Genomic DNA, 22,391 nt, shown 5'->3' on the forward strand with positions numbered 1-22,391 from the left:
TATGATAATTGAAAAATTGGCGAGATAGCAGGGTATGCGTACTGTTTTGTTGGCGGGCATTTATCACGAGACGCATACGTTTTTGCAGCAGAAAACGGGATTGGATGCTTTCGAGCAGATGGCGCTCAATCAGGGTGACGCTGTTATTTCCAACAATTTGGGCAATGGTTCGCCAACCGATGGGTTTATCAGCCACGCGCAGGCGGAGGGCTGGTCGATCATTCCAACCATACAGATGGCCGCCATGCCCTCGGGTACCGTTGAGCAGGCCGCCATTGACCTTTTTCGCAGCAAATTGTTTGCGGGGCTTGAACAGCATGTCGACAAGCTCGACGGCATATATCTGGTCCTGCATGGCGCGATGGTCAGTGTGGACATTGACGATGTTGAAGGGGAAATTCTTGCCGAGGTGCAAGCCTTTCTCAAACGGGCCAAACGCAATATCCCCGTCGCTGGCGTGATTGACCTCCACGCCAATGTTTCGGCAAAAATGCTGGAGAACAGCGACTGCCTCGTATCGTATCGCGAAAACCCGCATACCGATGCCCGTCAGGCCGCAGTGCGCGGGGCCGAATTACTGGGCAATCTAATGGACCGACCGGATGTTACTCAGGTCCACCTGGCGACAAAATATGTGTTTCCGCCAACGGGGCTGGGAACCAGCTCGAACCCAATGAAGGCCGCCCTCGCCCAAGCCCGCGCCATCGAAGCGGCAGACTCAGAAATATTGTGCATCAATGTCATGGGTGGCTACGCCTATGCCGATATTGCCGATTGCGGATACAGCCTCAACTGTTGCACGCGCGGGGATCGCGCCAAGGCCATGGGATATCTTGAGCAAATTCTGAAAACCACGGAAAGCTGGCTGAAAGAGGCCTATCCGGCTGAGAGAAATCTTGATGCCGTGCTGGCCGATATTGATGCCGACCCGCCAGCGGACGGTCCAATACTCCTGATCGAGGCGGCCGACAATATTGGGGGCGGCACGCCGGGCGACGCGACCGGCATTCTGGCCCCCCTGCTCGCAACTGGCCGACGCGGCATTATCGCGATCATCAACGATCCGGCGGCGGCTCAACTATGCCACAAGAGCAAGCCAGGACAGTCGGTCACACTGTCAATCGGGGGAAAAATTGACCGTCATCACGGCGAACCCATGCCGTTCACCGGGACAATCGAGAGCTTAAGCGATGGGGCATTCGAGTTGGAGAACCGTCGATCCCATCTGGCTTCAATGATGGGAACGCACATTGAAATGGGACCGTGCGCGGTTCTGCGAAATGAGCAAGCCATCGTGCTGGTGACCAGCCGAAAAACACCGCCGATGGATTTGGGGCAATTACATTCCCAGGGGATCAATGTCGAAAAGGCGCGCTATGTCGTGGTCAAGGCAGCCGTATCACACCGCGAGGCCTATGATCCCATCGCGGTGCGCAGTTACAATGTGGACAGTCCGGGGCTTTGCACCAGCGATCTGAGGCGGTTGCCGTTTGAAAAACTCTCCGGCAAGCAGATCAGCTTATGAACCCGGCTGGCGCGGTCAGGATTACATCCACACGCGCCAACCAGTTCATCGACGGCGAATTTGTCCGGGGCCGGCCATCCGCATCAGATTTTTTGGCTCTGGCGCAATTCGCTTTCCAGTTTGGCCTTGTAGGCGGCCTTTGCCGCTTCATCTATACGGGTACTTTTGGCAAAATAGATAAAGCCCAGGGCGCGTCGCGACCGCGTGGTGGAGCGATTGGCGCCGGCCCAATGGATGGTCTTAGAATCATGCAGCAAGAAGGTGCCTGCATCGCCGGGAAAATTGACGGTGTTGGTTGCGTCTTCAGGCGTTCCAAAATCGGTTATGCCTTGCGAAAAGCCAAGCACACCCGAGCGTCCGTGGGGCCGAAAGCCGTCGGCTTTGTGCGATCCGCGGACGTAGTGAATGCATCCATTCTCATCATCAACCGGCTCCAGAGCCAACCAACCGGTAACGGCTTTGGGTGGTGTGAGGTGAAAGTAGTAACCATCCTGATGTGGTGGCGTGCCTTTGCCAATGCCTGCGGGCTTGTTGAAATATTGCAGGTTCACCGGATTCACTTCCTCGCCCAGCGCCGTTTCCGCCAAGGCACGGATGGTGTCCGTTTCGATCAGGTCGCGGAAATAGTCGTCGTATTTGAACATGTTTTGAAGTTGCTTGAGCGTGGATGGATCATCCTTGTTCTCATAGTAGACTTCGGTATCGGGCATTTTCGGGATGCACTGGGTGATGTAGCGATCCAGTTCGCCGCTGATCTCAGCCATTTTCGCAGCGTCAAAAAGCGGCTGACGCGTAATATAACCATCGCGATCAAAATCTGCCTTGTCCGCGTCCTCTTGCTGAGCCAGAGCGGTCATGATGTTTTCCTCCTCGGAACAATGACACCAGTAAGCGCTCCTGGAAGGCTGGTTGTCTCTTGCGATGATCGGCACAAGAATAGGATTTCCGACAACTTCACCGCGATAGCGGACGATTTTTGTTATGGAATATGATGTTGATCCGAGATCGCTGGTACTACGGGATCATCGTTTCGGACGATTTGACCGGCGACTGCAGATCGGGCCAATGGAGTGGCCGTTTCATGATTTGCTTTGGATACATGAAGGCCGGGCGCGGATCGGATTCGAACAGTTGGGCAAGTATCTGGAATTGGCAGCGCCGAACGGGGTTTTGATCATGCAGGGGACCCGATTCGAAGGGCGGGCGATTGGCGCATTTGCAACCGCTTCGATCTGCCATTTTGAAGTTTTGGCAGTCGACGGATATGCACAGCCCGGCCCGAGCATACTGCTGCCGCACAAGGGCGAGGAGTTGCATCTGCAAAACCAGATCCGGCTCGCCCTGCAATTGGCGCGTCGCCCCGACAAGGCCCTGCTTGGGCGCCGACAACGGCTGCTGCGCAGCATATTGGACGGGTTCGATGTATCCCAGGACGTCGAAGAAGTAAAAGATTCGGACGAGGAAGACCGGCTATTGCTGGCCTGGGATCTGGCGGCTCGATCGCTTGGAAAAATGCGATCCCTGAGTGATGTCGCCCACACCCTCGGTATTCGGGAAAGTGCGCTGCGCTCACTGCACCGCAAGATCTGGCGCACGTCAGCGGGCGAGCACTTGCGTGAACTGCGGTTACGCAAGGCTGAGGAATTGCTGGCAACCACGGGCTATTCCCTTTCAGAGATTGCGAAGGCGGTGGGCTATGGACATCCGGCAACGCTGAGCGCGGCATTCAGAAAATCCCGAGGCAAAACGCCTGGCCAATATCGAGCTTGGTCAAACCCATTTGCGTGAAAGAAAATGGCATGAAAGTCATCGAAGAAGTCATTGTCTACGAGAACCCACAGCCGCTTCTGGTTAGCCGTCAGGCGGTGTTTCCGGGCGTCGTGCAATTGAACAATGACGAATTGCTGGCGCTGTTTTCCATTGGACAGGCCTTTGATGCTGCTGATCAGCGCGCCTATTGTTGCCACAGTGCCGACAATGGCCGCCACTGGTCGGCTCCAGAGCCCCTACATTCGCATGAATATGGAACCGTGCAGCAGTCGGAAAGCTTCAAGCCGCTGTTGTTGGACGATGGTACGCTGATTGCCACAGGCTATACTTTTTTGCGACCCGATGCCCTCACCCCGATTGTGGATGAACAAACCTTCGCGGTGCTGCCAATGCACAACAAGGTCAGCTTTTCGGCGGATGGCGGGCATATTTGGTCGGTGCCGGAAAATATCGAGATTGGTGGGAAGCCACTCGAAATGTCGGGCCCCTGCATTCAGTTAGCCTCGGGGCGCGTACTGGGGGCTGCAGCGCCATTTCATCTTGGCACCAGTGGACATGAGGGCTGGATTATCTGCAGCGACGATCATGGGAAAAATTGGTCGAAGCTTTCCACGTTCTTTGCAGCGCCCGGCGGCACTATCGCCGCGTGGGAATGCCGGTTGTGCGAAATTTCTCCGGGACGGGTCGCTGTGCTGTTTTGGGCCTATGACACCGTCAACAAAGCCAATTTGACCAACAGGCTGGTGATATCGATGGATGGCGGCGTCGGTTTCGGCGCGGCTATTGATACTGGCATTTTGGGCCAGGCGGCCAATCTTGTCGCTTTGGGTAATGGCGAACTGCTGACAATACATGCTCACCGGGAAGCACCGGTTGGACTGGTGGTGCGGCGGAGCCAGTTGGTCGACAACAGGCTTGACGTTATCGAGACGCTGGATCTATTTGCCGATGCCGGGCTTGGCAGCGATACATCCGATATTCGCAAGCAGTTTGGCAGTCTGAAATTTGGCCAGCCATCGCTGCTAGAGCTGCGCAATGGTGAGGTGCTGGCGACTTGCTGGATGGTCGAGAACGGCCAACATGTGATCAAGTCTTTCATTGTGGAATTATAGCGGATCGGGGAGTTCGATCAGTGTCCGATGCGCAGCACCTAGCGCCCAACGCATTGCCGGTGGAGCAGACCGACTACGACAAAATGCGACGCTTGCCGTTCCTGTTTATCTCCAGCACCTTGACGGGTGCAGCGGCGATGACGCTTGTCGGCGCACCGATGACGTTGTTTGCTTCTGAAATGGGGTTGGAGGCCGACCGGATTGGATTGTTGGGGGGCATCATGCCCTTTTTCCAACTGCTGGGCATTGCATTCCTGCCGTTGATCATGCGGTTCGGCTGCAGGCGTGTGGCCAGTACCGCGCTGACCGTTCGCTACCTGTTCCTGTTGTTGTTCTTGATCGCTCCTACCTTTTATGGTGCGCCCGACACGGTTTTTTGGCTGATGTTCACGGCCATGGCGCTATTTTCCCTGTCCCGCACCATTGCCGAAGCCGCCTACGTACCGTGGTCGCAGGAATTCATGCCGCGTGTGGTGCGCGGTGTAATCATGGGGCGGTTGGCCATTGCAGGTTTGCCAATCGCGCTGGGCGTTTCGTTTGCAATCAAGCTGTGGCTCGATAGTCGGGTCGGGTTGGACCGTTTCGTGCCGGTCTTTGGCATTGGCATCATTGTGGGCCTTATCGGGGCGCTCAGTCTTATTGGCCTGGGCGGGGGAAAACCAAATCCGCAGGGCGCCCGTGGCATGGCGGCGATGGCCAATCTCAAGGCACCGCTGCGAGACCACAACTTTTTGATTTTTCTGTTTTCTTCGGGCACCCAATATTTGATCGTGACGGTCATGGGCGTTTTTCTGCTGCTGTTTTTCAAGCTTCGGCTGTCGCTGGCGTCAGGCGAACTGATTTTCCTCTCCACGCTGATACCGGTGGGGGCAGCCATCGGAAGTCTGGCGACCGGCTGGATTGTTGATCGGTACGGCTCACGCGGCATCCGCATCACGTTGCAAGTCTGTCAGGTTTTTCTGTTGCTCAGCTTTCCTCTGATGAGCCCGGAGTTGCCCGGCGTTACCATCATCGCGGCGCTGATGTTTTCCGCGTTCGGCTTTCTGGCCTATGGCTCGATCACGGCAGGCAACGTCTATTTGCTCAATTATGTGCCGCCGGCCAACAAAGAAAGCTACACTGCCCTGTCCTATAGCGTCGATGGAATCGTGGGAGGCTCGGCCACTTTTGGCGCCGGATTTCTGGTGTTCTGGCTGGAACAGTCAAAGCCTCAGGTGCTCGGCTTTACGTTGGGCAGTTACGAAACGCTATTTGTCTTGTGTGCGCTCCTGTTGTCAGCATCGCTTGTCGCCTTTGCCTTCCTGAGGGAGGAAGGCGGAACGGGCGTCAAGGACTTCATCAGTCAGTTCTCCACTGGCAACTCCCTGCAGGCCCTTTGGGGCGTTCATCGCTATGGACATCTGACATCGGAAGAGCGGCGACGCGAATTGACCTATCGCTTTGGCGGGACGCGCAGTGCGCTTGCGAAAGAAGAATTGTTCGAGGCGCTGCGCGATCCCAGTTTCGATGTGCGCTATGAAGCCATTCAGGCGCTGGGACACTTGCCCCGAAATGCCCGCGTGGTCACCGAGCTGGAAAACATGCTCCGCTATCACGGGCTGGTGGAGCTGCAATATGCAGCGCTGACGGCGTTGGGGCGACTAAGATCTGTGACGAGCCACAACCAAATCTCTGAGTTCCTGAATGATCCAAATCCGATCCTGCGCGCCCGAGCCACGCGTTCGCTCGGCGAAATTCGCGACGATGCCAGTCTCCCGTTGATCCGTGCGCAGCTGGAAGACGATCCCGAACTCGATTGTCGGCTGGCTGCTGCGTCGGCGCTTGGCAAGCTGGGGGATCGGGAAAGCGTTGAGCCACTGCTGAGGTTTTACTGTGAATTGGTGCGCGATGACGTGGATATTGCAGGCGAGCCGCGTAGCAAGGTCGTTCTGTTGGCGGTGTCCAAAATTCTTCAATGCGAAGAGTCGTTTTCGCAGGACTGGCGGCGCGAGGAAAAATTCATCGGCTTTCGGCTGCCAAACCTGCTCAATCGCATTGCCGACACACTCCGGCGGCTTTCCAACGAGGAGGCGCAGAACCACCGGAAATTGTTGGCCAAAGTGGCGGCAGAACTGGGTGGCGGCGACACGCTGACAGCGTTTCGCGCATTGCAGGATCTGCGCGCCTATGTGGCCAATAGCAAGCACCCCAATAGCACGATGGTGCTATCGGTCATGGATGCAACGCGGGAAATTAAGGCACCGCATCGGGCGTTACTGGTATTGCTCTGCATCGTCATGCGCCCGGTGCTGAAGCACCGGCTCAGGGATTGATTCGCATCCAGTGCAGACTCATCGCCTCTGGCGTTCCAGCGTAATAGCAAACAATAGCGCCGCCATCGGGCGCGGCCTCGGCATAGGGCAATCCGAAGTTCCACAGTCCCATTTCAGCCAGCAGTTCGCCGGTCGCAGCGTTCGTGCGGCTGTCCGTTTCCAATTGCTGGTGCAGGTCGATCTGCGTATCAGGCTGGAACGGCGCATCAATGCCCTGGGCCGTGCGCAGCTGAATTGAGGCGCAGCCAAACCGGTCAACCCATGGGAGCAGCAGGCGGCCATCGCGCAGTGTGGCAGGTCGCCCTGCCTGGTCGGTGATGCCCAAGTCCTCGGACGCTGTCCAGCTGCGACCGCCATCTGTGCTGATGCGGCGATGTATGTTCAAATAGCGATTGGCTTTTTTGTCGTAGGTCCAGGCGAACGTGGCGATCTCGTCAGTCGGGGTGACGACACAGCGCAAATCCCAGTTGAAAATTCTACCCGACGGGTCGACAGCGACGTCCCAGGGATCAGACCAATGCTCACCCTTGTCCTCGGACCGCACAAAGACGGCTTTTTGTTTCCAAGGGGAGCCGTCCATATAGGTCTTGTTGGTTTCGATGCTGAGTAGCCAGGTTCCATCTGTCAAGACCATCATCGGATTTGTCAGGCTGGGTGGCCCAAGATTTTCAGGCAAATCGACTTTGGAAAACCCGGACCAGGTTTGCCCGTTGTCGTGCGAATGAGCGAGAAGGATGGCCATGGGAAGACAGCCCTCAGTCTCGGGATTGAACAGCGGTTGGCCGGGAAAGGCCGTTCGGTCAACCCACATGACCGCTGCAACGAGTTGATCGGGCGTGATCTGGGTTACATAGCAAATCTTGAGACTGCCATTGCGCCCGTCAACAGTTGCAGCATCAAAGGGAAAGTAGGTCTTGCCCCACGTGCGGCCATTGTCGGTTGATCGGCGAAAGCCAATGATCTCGCTGTCGCACTCCTTGCTGGAGCCCTGCCGCCAACAAGCGAGCATGTCGCCGTTGCTCAGGCAGGTAATCGTTGGGAAGGTCAGCGCCGCATGATCGGTGCCTGCCTCGGCCTCAACGAGCGTTCCGCGCGCTGATATGTGCATTTTTGACATTTTGTTATTCGCGCTCTCGTTTGCCCGGCCAACCCATCAGCAGGGTTGCCTGCTTTTCCGCAGCCTCCGCCTTGGAGCGATCCTTGAAGACGCGCAGAACACATTGCGGCTTTGTCCGGTCGATCACGTCGTAGACGAGATGATAGCCCGTCTTGTCCATGATCGGGCCGATCCAGCCGGCGCAGTGATCGCAATATTTCCCCATTGGGGCAGCATCATTGTCAAGAACCTTACTCAAGCTGGGGCAAACGTTCATCCGTAATTCCAGATGGTCGTCGTGCAGTTCCAGGTCCAGATCGCAATTTTCCTCATCGCGGATATGGGACCAGTATTCGTGCATACCGGTCAGGCCCCTGGTTTTGAAAAGCTCGAGCGTGTGGCGCTCCTGATTTTTGCTAATTTCTAGCCAATATTGCTCGAGGGCTGCATGTCCCTGTGTGGCAAGAAATTTGAATACCTCGTTGTAAAACCGGGGGAAATGATCGCTGGGAATCATGATCGCCTCCGAATGACCTGTCTGCAGGCCCCGGGGCCTGTGATCTCGGTATCAATGCAGAAGGGCGTTCCGGCGGCCATGGCGTTGTTGGTCTTTATGGTCTGGTCGCAAAAATGGGGAGATACCGCGCCGGTCAGTTTTTGAACGTGATGGTAGGCCGTGCAATGTCTGACTGTGAGCACGATTTCGTCGTCGGTTGCCTCGATGGAGAAGTCGGCATTCTCGCGGCCGAAAAAATGCTCCCAATGGCGGGCGATTTCAGAAGGATCGTCGGCTAACAGGTGCTGGCGAAGGTCGGCGTATACCTCGCGGCCAACCTTGGCGAAAATCTCGTCCATGACCTCAACGCCAAATTGGGCGATTATGTAGTCGATGGTGGTATTGGTAGCGCCATGAAAATCCAGATGCACATTGCCCCCTTCGTGGTAGCGCATGGGCTTTTCGTGATCAGGCATGAACCTCTCCTCCATAGACAAGATGCGCCCCGATGATTGTTTGACTGACGCTCAATGTATCAGGTTCCAGCACCGCGAAGTCGGCGCGTTTACCAACTTCGATGCTGCCGATTTCGGCGTCCATTCCCAATATGCGTGCTGGTACAAGGCTACTGGCGTGGGCAGCACGCGCCAGATCCTTGCCGGAAAAGTGCAGAAAATTCCGCATCGCTTCGGCGGGCGTCAGTGATGAACCGCAAAGGCCACCATTGCGGTCAACAACCGCTTTACCGGGGGCGCTGGTGACCCAATAGCCGGGATAAAATTCGAATTCTGTGGCACTGCTACCCGCATATTTGTTGGCATCAGTCTCGAGGAAAACCCGATCGGGCGGTAGATGGGAAAGCGATTGCACCAATTTGGGATGCACGTGAATGCCATCGCTGATCAGCCCGAGCGCTATTGATGGTTCGGCGATAAGGGCATCGGTGACGGAAAAGACCGGCACGCCGTCCGTGCGCGGCGGCAGGGTGGGCATGACGTTATATGTGTGTGTGACCGCATCAATGCCCCATTGGGCATAGCGGGCGATATTTTCAGGCATGGCTTGGCTATGGCCAAAATGTACTGAAACACCTGCATTTTTCATGAGCGCAATAAACGCTTGGGCTCCCGGAAGCTCCGGCGCGATGGTGATTGCTTTCAGCTTGCCATCGGCCGCGCGCAACATGGCTTCGCCCAAATCAAGGGTGGGAAACTGAATGTTTTCGGGGTTGTGAGCGCCGGGAGCGCCGAAGCACGGCCCTTCGCTGTGAATGCCAAGGGCGCGGGCACCGGTTTCTGTTACGCACTCTTTCGCCAAGCGCGCCAATACATCGGTTAACGTTTTGCGCGGCAGGCAACTGATTGATGGCAAAAATCCGGTTACGCCGTGCGTTGCCAGCAATTTCGCGTTTTGGCGAACGCCATCTGGCTCGGCGTCATTGTAGAGATGATCGGCGAAGCCGTGCTGGAGCAGATCAATAATACCGGGAAACAGGACTTTTCCCTGGACATTGACCTGTTGCCAATCGGGACCGACCGGTTCATCACGCGGAACCAATGCCACGAAGCGTTCCTGCTCGATCAAAAGATCGCTCTGGACTGCCCCGCCCGGCGTGATAATGGTCGCCCCACTCCATCGTTGCCTGACTTGCATCGCTTCACCCATCCTACTATGTTATCATATTAATGAAGTAGGTTGACGATTCAAGGACAAAACATGAGCGCGGCCTGCGTTTGTATATCAGGGGCGACCCACGGCATCGGATACGGCATTGCGGAAGCCTTCGCGCGAGCGGGTGCACGGCTGGTCATCAATGCTGAACGGCCAGACAGCCAGGCGCTTTCGCGCCTCAAAGAACTGACCGAGTGTCATTTTGTTCAGGCCGATCTGTCGACGGTTGCGGGTGCACGCAAATTCATCGACGAGGCCCACGCCAAACTGGGGCGGCTGGACACGCTGGTCAACAATGCCGGGACGTTTCAGGACGTCGATTTTATGGATGTCGAAGAAGCCCAGTTTGCCAAAACCTTTGATCTCAACGTCAAAGGCTATCTGTTTGCAGCTCAAGCTTTCGCGCGCCACGTGGGGAATGATCAGGAAAACGCCAGCATTGTTTGTGTCGGATCAACCAACTCAAAGGCCGCCGAGAAGAACAGCGTCATCTACGATTCGTCCAAGGGGGCGATTTTGATGTTGGTTCGTTCGCTTGCCGTCAGCCTGGCGGATCGGGGAATACGGGCAAATGGCATCGGTCCCGGGATCGTTGAGACGCCCCTGACCAAGGCGGGACTGGATGGCGATGGAGTTCGTCAGACGCTTCGGCAACAGATCCCGCTTGGCCGCATTGGCCTGCCGCACGATATCGGTGGGGCGGCCGTATTTCTGGCCTCGACGCAGGCAAGTTACATTACCGGACAGATGCTTTATATCGATGGCGGTATTACCGCCAATCAAATGTCATGGGAAAGTCTGTCTTGAACACCGAACTGGCGCCTCGCCACCTGCAATTGCGCTCAATGCTGTTTCGACGCTGGAAAACCGAGGGCGTCAAGGTTGGCGACCGAATCGAGTCCCAGAACGACATTGTCAATTTTTGCGGTTTTTCACTGATCACCGTTATCAAGACGCTCAAGGACCTTGAGGCCGAGGAGATTATTCGCCGACAAGTCGGCAAAGGGTCGTTTCTGGTCAAGACGCCTTGGGCGGAAGCCCATTGGCGCATTGGCATGTTTTACAACCGCGACATTGTGGGCGGTGGCATTTTCAACAACGAGTTCTACACCAAACTGGTCGTGGCGTTTGAAAAGAGCGTGGTTTCTGATGGCCACGAGTTTATTCTGGGCAGTTTCACGCACAAAGTGATGCCGATCACCATGTGGGACGCACTCGATGCAGTTGTACTGACCGGCATTACCAGCGAAACCTCGACCGACGCGCTGGCTAACACATCCTCGCAGATCAGCGTGATTGACACGCGCATCGACGGGCTGGCGGTTCACTCCTATCGCCTCGATTTCGAGCCAGCCATTCGCGCGGCCTTCGGCCATTTTTCAGCAAAGCCACATCGCTGGCTTTATCTCGACAGTGAGATCGCTTCGCCCGAGCAGACTGCTCGACGCAGTGCTTTCGAAAAAGCGCATCGGGAGCTGGGCGACAATCAGCAGGTGCAATACATCAGCGTCAATCAGGAAACCGGTTTCAACGATACGGCCGGGCTGATTGGTGCGCTCGAAAAATTCGGCCCCGATGTGGTTTGCGGGTATGTGCCCCACGGCTGGCACGATCTGATCAACCAGCATTGCCAGAACCGGCCCCATATCTATGGCTATGCGCTCGGATCCAATGAGCCGGGTTTTATCTGCAACACCCAAGCCTGGATGGAACAGATGATCCCAAGCCTTCAGGCAAATCTGGAAAACAGGCAGGCAGAGCCCGTGCAACAGGTTTTTCCCGCCACGTTCAATCCCTAATCAATCCCAGAGGTATCATGCTCAAAATCATCAACGAAGGCGCCAAGTCCGATCTGCCATTCTCTCCGGCAATTGTTGCGGGCGAATTCATGTATGTCTCGGGGCAGGCCTCGGTTGATGCAGAGACCGGCGGGATCATTGTTGGATCATTTGAAGAAGAAATGCGCCGCTCAATTACCAATCTCGAGGCGATCCTCAAAGCTGGCGGCTTGAGCCTCGACCACGTCATCAATGTCAAATCCTATGTCGCGAATCAGGATGATCTGGCGCAGTACAATGCGATATACGCTGAGTACTTCGCCAAGCCATTGCCGACGCGCAGCACGATCATCGGGGTTTTGGGGACCAAACTCAAATTCGAGCTGGATTGCGTTGCCTATGTGCCAGGCACACGGGGCGCATCATAGACTTGCCATGTACGCAAAGAGCTGATCCATCTCCATTGGCAGCTTTTCGTGGGCGAAATCGGGGTAGGTCACCATCTTTCTGGGGGCATTGAGCTTATTATAGGCGGCGAACTGGGTTGAGGGCGGGCATACCTGATCGGCCAGCCCTATGCGCCACAAAACCTCGCCGCGCACGCGGTCTGCAAGGTGCTGAATATCAATATAGCCCAGCGCGTTGAACACGTCCGATTCGCGCCGGTGCAGCGGATCGAAGTGGCGGAACCAGTCGGACAGTTCAAAATAGGCGTTTTTGGCCTGATCCATTTCCCAGACACGCTGATAGTCACTCAGGAACGGGAAGACCGGCGCCAGTTTAGCCACCTCGGGCACAAGGGCCGAACAGGCGAGGGTCAACCCACCGCCCTGGCTGCCGCCCCAAACGCCGACCCGATTCGCATCAACCTCATCCATGCCCATGACCAGCCGGGTGATCTGGGCGGTATCAAGAAAAATATTGCGAAACAGCAGTTTTTCTGGCGCACCCTGCAGCGCATCTTCGAGGCCCCGAACTATGTGACCGCGCAATGTATTGCCTTGCACAATGCCACAATCTTCAGACAGCCCACCCTGCCCCCGGCAATCCATGCCGACATAGCTGAACCCCTGCGCGGCAAAGGCCAGCATGGGGCCATCGGCCCAATCCCCGATGCTGCCTGAATACCCATGAAACTGCACAATGGCAGGATGGGGCCTGGACGCATCCTTGGGACGAACATATTTCGCGTGAATTCGGGCGCCGCCGACGCCAGTAAAATAGAGGTGGAAGCAATCGGCAAAGTTGCATTCAAATTCTGCAGGCACCAGTTCGACATCGGGCGAGACCGACGCCATCTCTGCCAGCCCCGCCGCCCAAAACTGATCGAAATCAGCGGGTTTGGGGTTCCGGCCCGTATAGGTCGGCAGCGCATCAAGCGGCAGGTCAAAAGTCAGTGGCAATTTTCAATCCCCAAACAGTTAGAATGTGTTTTTAGAAGAATGTCAGCATCGCGTCGATGACATCATAGTCATCATCAACCACCGGAATATAGCGCCATTTGTCAAAGGCCGTGCAGGGATGGGAAATGCCTGAGCCGATCAGGTCACCAACCTGCCAATCGGCCCCCTCACCCAGACGGACATAGGCATGCTGGTCATTGGTACTAAAAATTTCGGCTTTGCCGATATCGAGAAAGCCGACACCGGGGCGATAGCACTTGATCGGCAGCGGCAGACCGGCATCGAAGGGAATGTCGCGCTTGCCCATGGTCAAAAACGCCAGACCTGGCTCGGGCATGGACTGCACATAGGACCAGGCTTCCAGCGCCGGTTGGAAGCTTGCATTCCAATGTCGGTTCGGGTCGCGTCGCGCGGCTTCCTGCAAATTGTGATAGGCCCCATGGTCGTTGGTGACATAGCAGCCGCTGCGCAAAACGATGCGGGTGGGCACTGCAAGGTCGAGCATGGCAAACCTGTCGGCGATCATGTCGAAATAGGCCGATCCACCGCCGCTCATGATGAATTCATCAAGTTTGGCAAAGGCTTCCGGAGGGAGGGCTTGGGCAACTTTTACGACAAAATCGGCAAAGTCACTCACCGGGTTCGAGCCCTGATCCAGACCCGGCAATGCGCCCTCAAAGGCGGATAGGCCGGCAAATGCCAACTGATCGGCATCGCATTGGCGAATGGCGGCTTCAAGCGCCAGCGCAGTATCAAGATCACGCACGCCGGTGCGCCCGCCCGCGGCGCCGATTTCGATCAACAGGCGCATTGGGCGCTGCAGTTTTTTACCGGCCAGATGCCGTTGCAGCTGTTGGAGTTGGGCGCGGGAATCGAGAAAACAGTAGAACTCGAAATCCGGGTCTTCAGCCAAAAGCTGCGCAATCATGGAGACGTTGGCCTTGCCGACCAGCTGATTGGCCAAAATTATGCGGCGGACACCGAAGTGGTGCATGGTGTGGACCTGATTGGCGGTGGCGGCGCTGATGGCCCAGGCGCCATTGCGCAATTGCTCATCGAAAATCTGCGGACACATGGTGGTCTTGCCGTGCGGCGCCAGCGACAGGCCGCGTTGGGCGAGATAGTCCGCGAACAAATTTGCGTTGTAGTCCAACGCGCTGCGTTTGAGCACCATGAGGGGCAGCGGCAAATCCTCGGCCAGGACATTCCAGCCTTTCTCGCCAATATCCGCGAGCCTGAAGGGGCTGGTGGTGCCGGGTACACCCTTGGTGCGTCCGTCCAGAATGGTGCTATTGATCTGGCTGAGGTTGAGCATCACAATCGATCAAAAGCCGACAGCATTTCATCGGCATAATTGGCCAGTGCGATCACGTCGGCACCGACATTGATGAGGTTGTAGCCCATATCGACATATTCGCCCAAAACGTCTGGGCCACCCACAGTGGCGGCAATCTTGCCGTGTTTGCGCGCCACCTCGGCAACTTTCTTACGCACCGCCTTGATCTCGGGATGTTGAATCTGGCCCGGAATGCCCAAGGCGACCGAAAAGTCACCGGGGCCGAAAAACAGCGCGTCTACGCCGTCAAGTTCGGCAATGCGTTCGAGATCGTCAAGCGCTTCGGGGTCTTCAATCTGATGGCACACAAAGCGTTCCTGATTGGCGGTAGCCAGATAATCGAGGAAGCTGACGCGGGTGAACATGGCGTCATTGTTGCCGCCATCGACGGCGCGCTTGCCGGCGGGGGCAAATTTGGTGAAATCGCGTACCATGGTGGCGTCGGCCAGATTCATCACATGCGGCACAATCAGGCCGGTAGCATCCATTTCCAGCGGACGAATATAGTCTGAATAGCTTCCCCGAGCGACCCGGACCAAGGTATCGACATCATAGAGCTTTGCGGCGCGGATCTGGTTTTCGATCTGCTCGAAACTGGCCGAGGTATGCTCCATGCACAGCCATATGGCGTCCGGCTGGGCGGAGGCGAAGACCTCAGCAACCTTGGCGTCACTGGTGTTGAGTTTGAGGACGCGGGCCACCCTGCCCTCGCGAATGGTGCGAAGCACCCGGCTGGGTCGCATGGCAAATCGGGTTGCCGGTCCGGCGGTATAGGGTTGAGCTGAAGTCATGAGAGCCTCGTCAGGTTGGGTTATTTGGCTGTGTAGCCGCCATCGACTGGAATATTGGCACCGGTGATATAGGCGGAGGCATCGGAGGCAAGAAAGACAATGGCGCCCTTGAGATCAGTATCGTTGGCCATGCGGCCCAACTGGGTGCGATCACTATAGTTCTTGACGAATTTTTCGGGCTGCCCGCTCAAAAATCCACCGGGCGCCAAACAATTTACCCGGACATTGTCCGGCCCGAGTATGCTGGCGGCCCAACGACTGAAATTTAGCATGCCGCCTTTTTCATAGTGATAGATTGGCGATGGGTTCGCCATCATGTCGGTGCCTACATAATTGTGCATTTCAACGCCGACCGACCCCATCATCGAGCCGATATTGATGATCGATCCGCTGCGGTTCTGGCGCATGTTCTGACTGAACAGATGGGTGATCTTGAACAGGGCCGAGGCATTGACATGCAGGCTCTTGTCATAGGCGTCCAGATCATGGTCCCAGCCGGATATGGCGGAACGGGTGACGGCGTTGTTGATCAGAATGTCGCATTTTCCAGCGGCGGCGATGATGTCGGCATGAAGTTTTTCGATGGACTGATCCGACCCCAGATCGAGGTGGTGGGCGGTCACGTCATAACCGCGGGCGCGCTCTTGGGCGGCAACGATTTCAAGCTTTTCCAGATCGCGGGCGGCAATAAAGGTCCGGGCACCTGCTTCAGCGACCGCAGCTACGATCTGGCGGCCATAGAGTCCGGCACCGCCGGTCACCAATGCGGTTTTGCCCGCCAACGAAAAACTGTCCAATATCGTGCTCATCACCTACTCCAACTCCGATAAAAATACTTCGCGTCCGCCGTCATTGCGGCTTTCAAGCCCGCCGATGACCAATTGCATGAGTTCGCGCGTTTCGGCCCAGGGTACGGGCGGGGTGCCAGACCGCAAATAGTCGACATAGGCCTGCAATTGCTGCTTGAAGGAATAGTAATTGTCAAAGAACCGCAATTGGGTGGCTGCTGCCGTCCCGGCCAGGGTCATCAAGCCGAAGCCACCGTACAAATCGTTGACAACCGCGAGCGTGACGTCGACGCCGTCGCGGTGTTTGAGATGGACGATATTGCGATCCGCGTCGCCGGTATTGCGCACCGAGACAAAGCCGGGGCCAACGATGGGATAAACCGCTTCAAGAGCGTGAATGCCGTAGGTTTCCCAGCTCTTGGCCATCGTCATGTCGATATAGCGCAGGGCGCCAAATTCATGGGTCGCGCGGTGAAAGGGTTCAAATTCCTTGCAATAGCGCATGGCCGACGAACTGATAAGCGGGTGCCCCCTGGCTACCCAATCGGAAAAAACCTCAAGATCGGCACGATTGTCGCAGAGCGGTTTGTCGATGAAGACGGGCAGTCCGGCCTCGACAAACGGACGGCAGCGCTCGACATGTTCAAAGCCCTTGTCGGTGGCGACCAACACCGCATCGACGTGACCTATCACATCCTCAGGGCGCGCCACGACGTGGGGAATCTTGGCCACTTTGGCGACGGACCTGGCATCGTCGGGGTCGTCGGTCCAGATGTGGGTTACCTCGGCACCGGCTATTCCCAGCGTGTTGCGGGGCTGTTTGCCGATATAGGTCTTGATAGCGGCATAGGGACAGTTGGCCAGCGCGTCAGCATCATAGTCGCCATTGATGATGATGCTCCACGAATAGGGATGGCCATTGCCTTCGACCATACCGAGCATGGCAAGCCGGATGGTGGGTTGAGTGAGCGGAAAAACAGACATTTCAGGCTCCAATTACCAAGCGGTCCAGCCGCCATCGACGCTGAGGACCTGACCGGTGATGTAGCTGGCGGCTGGTGACAGCAGGAAAGTGGCGGCACCGGCCGTTTCATGCTGTTCGCCAGTGCGTCCCAACATGGTGTGTTGCTCAAGGTTCTTGACGAACGGCTTGTTCCAACCGGTGGTATTCAGATTTGGAAACGGGCCGGGCGCGATGGCGTTGACGCGGACATTGCGCGGGCCATAATGGGCGGCCAGATAGCGCACCATTTGCGCAAGCCCGGCTTTGCCCGCGCCATATTCGATCGGATTCGGATTTAACCCCTCGGGATATGCGGCAGGATTGGGCGCAACCAGACCGTACATCGAAGCGTACATGAGTATGCTGCCGCCCTGCTCCATCTGTTCGGCAACCTTGCGCGCCATCAGGAAGGCACCGGTCAAATTCACCCGATTGGCGCGGTCAAAATCCTCGCTAGTCAGATCTTCGAGCCGCTTGCCAGTCGAGCCGAAGGTAGCGTTGACAAAACCATCGAGGTAGCCGAAGCGCGCCGCGCAGGCATCAATGCAGGCATTGATCGAGTTTTCGTCGCCAATATCGAGGTCAATGCCGAATATATCGCCCTCAAACCCTCGATTACCCAGCTCGGTCGCGGCGGTTTTCAGTCGGTCGGGATCACGGTCGGCAATGCATAGATTGGCACCCAGATTGGCCGCCAATGCAGCGACCGGCGCGGCAAGGTAGCCGGCACCGCCGGCAATGAGTATCGATTTTCCCTTCAGCGAAAAGGGCAAAGTGGACGCGCTCATGGTGCCACCGCGATGATGCGTTTTTGCTGCCAGGACTGCTTGGCCGCGTGAGCAATCATCAAGTTTTGCCGCGCCTCGGCAAGCGTTGCCAGTTCGCAGGGCTTGCCTTCCAAAGCGTCGAGCATTGCGTGCGCCTGCAGACCGAACCGAGCCTGATGGGCTTCGGTGGGTACCATGCCATCCATGTAGTCATGTGTTTCGCTCCATTTGCCACTATCATCGTCGGCAAAGTGCAACCGTGATTGCTCAAGTTGCAGATTGCCTTTTGTGCCGATGAATTCAAAGGTCGCGACATTGGGCTTTTGAAACTGGTTGAGCACGATATTGGCCATGACTCCGCTTTGAAAGCGGATACTGATCAGGCACGTATCCTCGGTTTGCGTGCCCTCAAGAACCAGCCGGTCATACATGCACATGACCTGATCGGGCGCACCGGCGATCCAAATCAGCAGGTCGAACAGATGGCTTGCTGCATCAAGGATGGCGCCGCCGCCCAATTCAGGGCGTGCATAGTAGGTCTCACGATAGTCAGGACGGTATTTCGGAAATTCTTGCGACGAGTTCATGTAGACCAGTTTCAGCGCACCGATTTTGCCATCGAGCAGCTGCTTGCGCAGCGCCTGCACTTCCTTTCCGACGCGCCGGACATAGCCCACACGGGCCAGTAGCCCCTGCTCATCGACAAGCTTGACCACCTCGTCCACACCTTCACGCTCAACCGAAAGCGGCTTCTCGACAAGGAAGGGCAATCGGGCTTGAGCGCAGGTGCGCATCAGCGGAACGTGGACGTGAGCCGGTGCGCAGATTACTGCCAGATCGAACTGGGCAAGCGGCACCTCATCAAGGGTCGGATGGGCTGCGGCAAGATTGAATTCCGCGGCTACAGCCGAACGTTTGTCCGAGTCAGGTTCAACAATCGCCAACTCGGCACGGCCGGTTTGCAGGTAGCCTTTGAGGTGACGGCGGGCAATGCCCCCAGCGCCAATCATCAGTACACGTTTGCTCACTACGTCCCCCACGAGCAAAAATTCGAGCACGGTGGCTGCCTCGCTGACCGAGGCAAACCCGCTTTCCAATTGTCGCTTGACTTAGCCAAATACTATGTTGTTATGTTAATGAGATATCTTGGGCTGTCAACAAGCTTTAGGATGTCGCACAAATTAGAATAAACCGTTTAATTACAATTAGTTAATCGACGTGATTAATCTACGCAATATCGGTGCAAAGCCTGACAAATCGCTCGGGCAACTGGAGGAATGTCGTTCGTGAGTTCTGAAAACCGCCTGTCGGAAATGATTAGTTTATGCCGCGAACAATTGTTCACAGCGGTCGTCGCCGACACCCTGGACATGCTTGGCTATCACCATCAGGTGCTGACGCCCGGCATTACGCCGCTGGATCCATCGCGGATATTGTGCGGGTTGGCGCGGGTCGGGCTTTATATGCCGATCTACCACGACGATGAGACGACCAAGGTTTACGAGCACGAAATCGCTTTGGTCGACAGTTTGCGCACCAATGATGTGCCGGTTCTGGTCTGTCATGGAAACAAGAAAATTTCGCCATGGGGAGAATTGCTCTCCGAACGCTCCTCCTATCTCGGTGCGGCCGGCTGCCTGACCGACGGATGCGTTCGCGATTCTCGCATGATCCGAGAGATGGGCTTCCCCGTCTATTGTGCCGGCACCAACCCAAGCGACACAAAATATCGCGGCAAGCTGATGATGTGGGACGTACCCGGCGAAATCGCAGGCGTTCGCGTGGAGAGTGGCGATCTTGTGTTTGGCGATCAAGATGGCACTGTCATCGTCCCTAGCGCTGTAATCGCGGAAACCATCGAGAAGTCGTTTGAGAAGGTGACCGCCGAAAACACGGTTCGCGACGAAATCCGACGCGGCGACAAACTGGTCGATATTTTTGGGCGGCACGAGGTTCTGTGAAGGTGGCGGCGGACCCATTGCGTCAGCGGATAGTCAGCGCCCTCATTGGGATAATTGGAAAGCCAGCGCTGAGCCTTTGGTTTACCAAACATTATTTTCTAGACACCAAAGAGAATACGTAGTTTGATGATCGCGGGAGGGTTTGGAGGAGCTTTACCGACGATGAGCACAAGTTCTGCACTGCAGATTGCCAAGACGCTGGCCAGCGAAGTTCATGCTGGGAGTGTAAGTCCGGGCGAAATGTTTCAATCGGAGCGAGAGCTTTGTGAACGCTTCAGCGTCGGGCGAAATGTGGTGCGTGAAGCGATTACCCTGCTCCAGGGAATGGGCGTCGCGGACCTTTCCAAAGGCCACCGACCAAGGGTAGCCGCGCCGACGTTGGCGCGGGTCATGGTCGGTGTCAGCGACGCGGCTCAGTTCTTTTTCAAAGCAGTGAAGGCAAGGCTCATCTGGAACAGGCCCGGCTTTTTCTGGAAACAAGTATGATCCGCTACGTCGTGGTGCATGCCACAAACGCGCAACTGGCCAAATTGGTCAGCGCGGTGGACGAATGCCAAGCGGCCATCAACGATGTTGCCGCATTTCGCGATGCCGACGCCAAGTTTCATCGGGCCTTGGCAGAAGTGCCCGGCAACCCGATCTTCATAGCGCTTCACGATACGTTCGTTGAGAAGCTGATGAAGAACCGACCGGTTCAGGACGATTTCGAGGCGCGCAATCGCGCCAGCAACGACGATCACAAGCAAATTCTGGCGGCGCTGCTCGCCAAAAATTCTGATGCCGCTGAGGCCATTCTCACGCGGCATCTGACACGCAATTACGGCACGTACTTTTTCGAGACCCTGAACGGTCTCGGTGCGGTTTCGTAATCAATGGTTTGAAAGCCGAAGAACAAGGGGACTGAAAATGAAGAAGATTTTCGCGCTCGTCGCGGTTATCGCGTTTCAGTTTGTGTCGACCGGGCTCGCCTGGGCACAAGCTACAAACGCGAGATCCGCTATCAGACATTCGCGTACGACACGCTATCGCATACGCTATCGACATGGATACCATTGTTGAAACACTCCTCGAGGGGAAAGCCATCAGCGCTGTGGGCCTATTGCCCAATGGGCCACTGAAGCCCGAAGGGCTTAATGCCTACAAGTATGATCCCGACAAGGCTCGGGAACTGCTCAAGGAAGCAGGTTGGGATTCCAGTCAAGAACTGGACATGGTCTACTACTATGCTGATCAGTTGACCGCTGACATGATGGCAGCATTCCAAGCCTATCTGGCCGATGTTGGGATAAAAATGAACTATCGCCTGCTCGAAGGTGATGTTGCAGCCCAACTGAACACTGTTCCTGAGGATCCCGTAAACGGACCTTCGGCGGTCAAGTGGAACCTTGGCTACGGCGCGCGCGCCGCGCTTGCATTGCAGGAATACTACAATGGCTTTGCTACCGGCAGCTCCGCTCACACCCCCGGTTCACCGGAAATGGATAAGCTGATCGCTGGCATCAATGCCACCTCAGATCCAGCCAAGCTGAAGACTGCCTATGCTGCGATCCAAACCTACGAAAATGAGCAGCTTGATACTATTCCGCTCTACTATCAGCAGCTATTCATCTACGAGAGCACCCGGTTGAACCGCAATGGCCATGAATATGGCAACGAGCAGTACAACTATGACTGGGGTATTGTTGACTGGACAGTTGAACCCGATGCCGATGGCAAAAAGGTTTTGTACACAAACACCGCGCCAGCTCAGTTCTTCGAACAACCCTGGCTCAACCTTGGCATCTGGATCCACAACAAGGTTGTATTCGATCACCTGCTGGTGGCCGATGGCAGCCTGACGAGCTTTGGCCCACAATTGGCTGAAAGCTACAATGTCAGTGATGACGGGATGACGGTCAGTTTCACACTTCGTGATGGCCTGACCTGGCATGACGGTTCGCCACTGACGGTGGAAGATGTCGCCTGGAGCATCAAGACTGCGATGATGATCCCCACGGTCAATCCCGTGGTCTCCAACACCATCCACTCAATTGAAGGTGCCGATGCCTATAGCGATGGCAGCGCAGACGATGTGAGTGGCATTGCGCTTGACGGCAATACGATCACGCTGACCTTTGCCACGCTTGATCCAAATGTGCTGCTGTCGTTCAGCCAGTTTGCACCCCTGCCCGCCAAGTACTTCCCTGATATCGATCCGCTGCAGATTCAGCAATCGTCCTTCTGGCAGAAGCCAATTGGTTCGGGTCCGTTCATGGTCAGCGAAGTCAAGATGAATGACTTTACCACAATGGTGCCCTTCCCCGACTATTTTGGCGGCGTTGCCAAGATTGACGAAATCGTGGCGTTCCCCAGTGGCGATGGCGACGGCAACCTGCTCAAGAACGCAGGCGCTCACAAGGCTGACTATGGCTTCACCAAGAATACGGCCGATGTCAGCGCGCTTGAAGGCATGGACTTCATGAAGGTCACGCCTGCCGACATTCCCTACACCCGCATGATGTGGATCAATCACTATCCAATGAACTAGAGCGACCGGGAAAATCAAACACTGCTGTCGCGGCATCAGGTTGCGGCAGCATCGT

The 22,391-nt window shown here is 56.2% G+C and carries 23 protein-coding genes; 11 read left to right on the plus strand and 12 right to left on the minus strand.

The window, feature by feature from the left end:
- Positions 1-34: 34 nt before the first annotated feature.
- A complete protein-coding gene (locus tag PSQ90_RS01630) occupies positions 35-1,525 on the plus strand; it encodes a M81 family metallopeptidase (protein WP_282211700.1) in 1,491 nt (496 codons plus the stop codon).
- 83 nt (positions 1,526-1,608) lie between these two features.
- Here the strand turns inward: PSQ90_RS01630 and PSQ90_RS01635 are convergent, their stop codons facing one another.
- The gene (locus tag PSQ90_RS01635; protein WP_282211701.1) at positions 1,609-2,382 is read right to left on the minus strand and encodes a phytanoyl-CoA dioxygenase family protein; all 774 of its coding nucleotides are present in this window, start codon (positions 2,380-2,382) and stop codon (positions 1,609-1,611) included.
- 124 nt (positions 2,383-2,506) lie between these two features.
- On the opposite strand from PSQ90_RS01635, the gene PSQ90_RS01640 reads away from it, so the two are divergent.
- The 3 genes from PSQ90_RS01640 to PSQ90_RS01650 are packed head-to-tail and all read left to right on the plus strand — an operon-like array spanning position 2,507 to position 6,719.
- The gene (locus tag PSQ90_RS01640) at positions 2,507-3,313 is read left to right on the plus strand and encodes a helix-turn-helix transcriptional regulator (protein WP_282211702.1); all 807 of its coding nucleotides are present in this window, start codon (positions 2,507-2,509) and stop codon (positions 3,311-3,313) included.
- Positions 3,314-3,324: 11 nt separating this feature from the next.
- On the plus strand, positions 3,325-4,407 hold the full coding sequence (locus tag PSQ90_RS01645) for a sialidase family protein (RefSeq protein WP_282211703.1): 1,083 nt from the start codon (positions 3,325-3,327) through the stop codon (positions 4,405-4,407).
- 20 nt (positions 4,408-4,427) lie between these two features.
- Positions 4,428-6,719, plus strand: a complete 2,292-nt coding sequence (locus PSQ90_RS01650) for an MFS transporter (RefSeq protein ID WP_282211704.1) — start codon at positions 4,428-4,430, stop codon at positions 6,717-6,719.
- Here PSQ90_RS01650 and PSQ90_RS01655 read toward each other — a convergent pair.
- Genes PSQ90_RS01655 through PSQ90_RS01670 form a run of 4 tightly spaced genes read right to left on the minus strand, consistent with a single transcriptional unit; the run spans position 6,709 to position 9,964 of the window.
- On the minus strand, positions 6,709-7,836 hold the full coding sequence (locus tag PSQ90_RS01655) for a sialidase family protein (protein ID WP_282211705.1): 1,128 nt from the start codon (positions 7,834-7,836) through the stop codon (positions 6,709-6,711). The genes PSQ90_RS01650 and PSQ90_RS01655 overlap by 11 nt on opposite strands.
- Positions 7,837-7,840: 4 nt before the next feature.
- Complete coding sequence (locus tag PSQ90_RS01660; protein WP_282211706.1) at positions 7,841-8,332, minus strand: hypothetical protein; 492 nt, start codon at positions 8,330-8,332, stop codon at positions 7,841-7,843.
- Positions 8,329-8,787, minus strand: coding sequence for a hypothetical protein (locus PSQ90_RS01665; RefSeq protein ID WP_282211707.1), 459 nt, complete (start codon positions 8,785-8,787; stop codon positions 8,329-8,331). Before PSQ90_RS01665 ends, PSQ90_RS01660 begins: the two co-directional genes overlap by 4 nt.
- Complete coding sequence (locus PSQ90_RS01670) at positions 8,780-9,964, minus strand: N-acetylglucosamine-6-phosphate deacetylase (RefSeq protein ID WP_282211708.1); 1,185 nt, start codon at positions 9,962-9,964, stop codon at positions 8,780-8,782. The genes PSQ90_RS01665 and PSQ90_RS01670 overlap by 8 nt, the downstream gene beginning before the upstream one ends.
- A 63-nt stretch (positions 9,965-10,027) precedes the next feature.
- On the opposite strand from PSQ90_RS01670, the gene PSQ90_RS01675 reads away from it, so the two are divergent.
- The 3 genes from PSQ90_RS01675 to PSQ90_RS01685 are packed head-to-tail and all read left to right on the plus strand — an operon-like array spanning position 10,028 to position 12,188.
- Positions 10,028-10,789 carry an SDR family NAD(P)-dependent oxidoreductase gene (locus PSQ90_RS01675; RefSeq protein WP_282211709.1) on the plus strand — a complete coding sequence of 254 codons (762 nt, stop codon included), beginning with the start codon at positions 10,028-10,030 and terminating at the stop codon, positions 10,787-10,789.
- Positions 10,786-11,781 (plus strand): hypothetical protein, encoded by a 996-nt coding sequence (locus PSQ90_RS01680; protein WP_282211710.1) that lies wholly within the window; start codon positions 10,786-10,788, stop codon positions 11,779-11,781. Before PSQ90_RS01675 ends, PSQ90_RS01680 begins: the two co-directional genes overlap by 4 nt.
- A 17-nt stretch (positions 11,782-11,798) precedes the next feature.
- Positions 11,799-12,188: a RidA family protein gene (locus tag PSQ90_RS01685; protein ID WP_282211711.1), complete on the plus strand. Its 390-nt coding sequence runs from the start codon at positions 11,799-11,801 to the stop codon at positions 12,186-12,188.
- Here the strand turns inward: PSQ90_RS01685 and PSQ90_RS01690 are convergent.
- From PSQ90_RS01690 to PSQ90_RS01720, 7 genes are read right to left on the minus strand one after another with little or no spacing between them, the layout of a single operon-like run.
- On the minus strand, positions 12,183-13,163 hold the full coding sequence (locus PSQ90_RS01690) for an acetylxylan esterase (RefSeq protein ID WP_282211712.1): 981 nt from the start codon (positions 13,161-13,163) through the stop codon (positions 12,183-12,185). The genes PSQ90_RS01685 and PSQ90_RS01690 overlap by 6 nt on opposite strands.
- Before the next feature lie 31 nt (positions 13,164-13,194).
- Positions 13,195-14,478 (minus strand): amino acid deaminase, encoded by a 1,284-nt coding sequence (locus tag PSQ90_RS01695; RefSeq protein ID WP_282211713.1) that lies wholly within the window; start codon positions 14,476-14,478, stop codon positions 13,195-13,197.
- Positions 14,478-15,290, minus strand: coding sequence for an HpcH/HpaI aldolase family protein (locus PSQ90_RS01700; RefSeq protein WP_282211714.1), 813 nt, complete (start codon positions 15,288-15,290; stop codon positions 14,478-14,480). The genes PSQ90_RS01695 and PSQ90_RS01700 overlap by 1 nt, the downstream gene beginning before the upstream one ends.
- Before the next feature lie 20 nt (positions 15,291-15,310).
- On the minus strand, positions 15,311-16,099 hold the full coding sequence (locus PSQ90_RS01705) for an SDR family NAD(P)-dependent oxidoreductase (protein WP_282211715.1): 789 nt from the start codon (positions 16,097-16,099) through the stop codon (positions 15,311-15,313).
- 3 nt (positions 16,100-16,102) lie between these two features.
- A complete protein-coding gene (locus tag PSQ90_RS01710) occupies positions 16,103-17,062 on the minus strand; it encodes a Gfo/Idh/MocA family oxidoreductase (protein WP_282211716.1) in 960 nt (319 codons plus the stop codon).
- Between the two features lie 12 nt (positions 17,063-17,074).
- Entirely contained in the window at positions 17,075-17,869 is a 795-nt protein-coding gene (locus PSQ90_RS01715; RefSeq protein WP_282211717.1) for an SDR family oxidoreductase, read from the minus strand.
- Entirely contained in the window at positions 17,866-18,876 is a 1,011-nt protein-coding gene (locus PSQ90_RS01720; RefSeq protein WP_282211718.1) for a Gfo/Idh/MocA family protein, read from the minus strand. Before PSQ90_RS01720 ends, PSQ90_RS01715 begins: the two co-directional genes overlap by 4 nt.
- Positions 18,877-19,134: 258 nt before the next feature.
- Here PSQ90_RS01720 and PSQ90_RS01725 point away from each other — a divergent pair, with 258 nt between their 5' ends.
- From PSQ90_RS01725 to PSQ90_RS01740, 4 genes are all read left to right on the plus strand, one after another.
- A complete protein-coding gene (locus PSQ90_RS01725; protein WP_282211719.1) occupies positions 19,135-19,809 on the plus strand; it encodes an RraA family protein in 675 nt (224 codons plus the stop codon).
- A 162-nt stretch (positions 19,810-19,971) separates the two neighbouring features.
- Positions 19,972-20,295, plus strand: a complete 324-nt coding sequence (locus PSQ90_RS01730; protein WP_282211720.1) for a GntR family transcriptional regulator — start codon at positions 19,972-19,974, stop codon at positions 20,293-20,295.
- Positions 20,292-20,678 (plus strand): FCD domain-containing protein, encoded by a 387-nt coding sequence (locus PSQ90_RS01735; RefSeq protein ID WP_282211721.1) that lies wholly within the window; start codon positions 20,292-20,294, stop codon positions 20,676-20,678. The genes PSQ90_RS01730 and PSQ90_RS01735 overlap by 4 nt, the downstream gene beginning before the upstream one ends.
- 80 nt (positions 20,679-20,758) lie before the next feature.
- Complete coding sequence (locus tag PSQ90_RS01740; RefSeq protein WP_282211722.1) at positions 20,759-22,336, plus strand: ABC transporter substrate-binding protein; 1,578 nt, start codon at positions 20,759-20,761, stop codon at positions 22,334-22,336.
- The last annotated feature ends 55 nt before the right edge of the window (positions 22,337-22,391 follow it).

The organism is Devosia rhodophyticola, from assembly GCF_028816475.1.
GTDB classification, from domain to species: domain Bacteria; phylum Pseudomonadota; class Alphaproteobacteria; order Rhizobiales; family Devosiaceae; genus Devosia; species Devosia rhodophyticola.

Bases quoted from the DNA above. Each gene is read 5' to 3' on its own strand.
- PSQ90_RS01630 (WP_282211700.1), top strand. From the start codon at position 35: ATGCGTACTGTTTTGTTGGCGGGCATTTATCACGAGACGCATACGTTT.
- PSQ90_RS01635 (WP_282211701.1), bottom strand. From the start codon at position 2,382: ATGACCGCTCTGGCTCAGCAAGAGGACGCGGACAAGGCAGATTTTGAT.
- PSQ90_RS01640 (WP_282211702.1), top strand. From the start codon at position 2,507: ATGGAATATGATGTTGATCCGAGATCGCTGGTACTACGGGATCATCGT.
- PSQ90_RS01645 (WP_282211703.1), top strand. From the start codon at position 3,325: ATGAAAGTCATCGAAGAAGTCATTGTCTACGAGAACCCACAGCCGCTT.
- PSQ90_RS01655 (WP_282211705.1), bottom strand. From the start codon at position 7,836: ATGTCAAAAATGCACATATCAGCGCGCGGAACGCTCGTTGAGGCCGAG.
- PSQ90_RS01660 (WP_282211706.1), bottom strand. From the start codon at position 8,332: ATGATTCCCAGCGATCATTTCCCCCGGTTTTACAACGAGGTATTCAAA.
- PSQ90_RS01665 (WP_282211707.1), bottom strand. From the start codon at position 8,787: ATGCCTGATCACGAAAAGCCCATGCGCTACCACGAAGGGGGCAATGTG.
- PSQ90_RS01670 (WP_282211708.1), bottom strand. From the start codon at position 9,964: ATGCAAGTCAGGCAACGATGGAGTGGGGCGACCATTATCACGCCGGGC.
- PSQ90_RS01675 (WP_282211709.1), top strand. From the start codon at position 10,028: ATGAGCGCGGCCTGCGTTTGTATATCAGGGGCGACCCACGGCATCGGA.
- PSQ90_RS01685 (WP_282211711.1), top strand. From the start codon at position 11,799: ATGCTCAAAATCATCAACGAAGGCGCCAAGTCCGATCTGCCATTCTCT.
- PSQ90_RS01695 (WP_282211713.1), bottom strand. From the start codon at position 14,478: ATGCTCAACCTCAGCCAGATCAATAGCACCATTCTGGACGGACGCACC.
- PSQ90_RS01700 (WP_282211714.1), bottom strand. From the start codon at position 15,290: ATGACTTCAGCTCAACCCTATACCGCCGGACCGGCAACCCGATTTGCC.
- PSQ90_RS01705 (WP_282211715.1), bottom strand. From the start codon at position 16,099: ATGAGCACGATATTGGACAGTTTTTCGTTGGCGGGCAAAACCGCATTG.
- PSQ90_RS01710 (WP_282211716.1), bottom strand. From the start codon at position 17,062: ATGTCTGTTTTTCCGCTCACTCAACCCACCATCCGGCTTGCCATGCTC.
- PSQ90_RS01715 (WP_282211717.1), bottom strand. From the start codon at position 17,869: ATGAGCGCGTCCACTTTGCCCTTTTCGCTGAAGGGAAAATCGATACTC.
- PSQ90_RS01730 (WP_282211720.1), top strand. From the start codon at position 19,972: ATGAGCACAAGTTCTGCACTGCAGATTGCCAAGACGCTGGCCAGCGAA.
- PSQ90_RS01735 (WP_282211721.1), top strand. From the start codon at position 20,292: ATGATCCGCTACGTCGTGGTGCATGCCACAAACGCGCAACTGGCCAAA.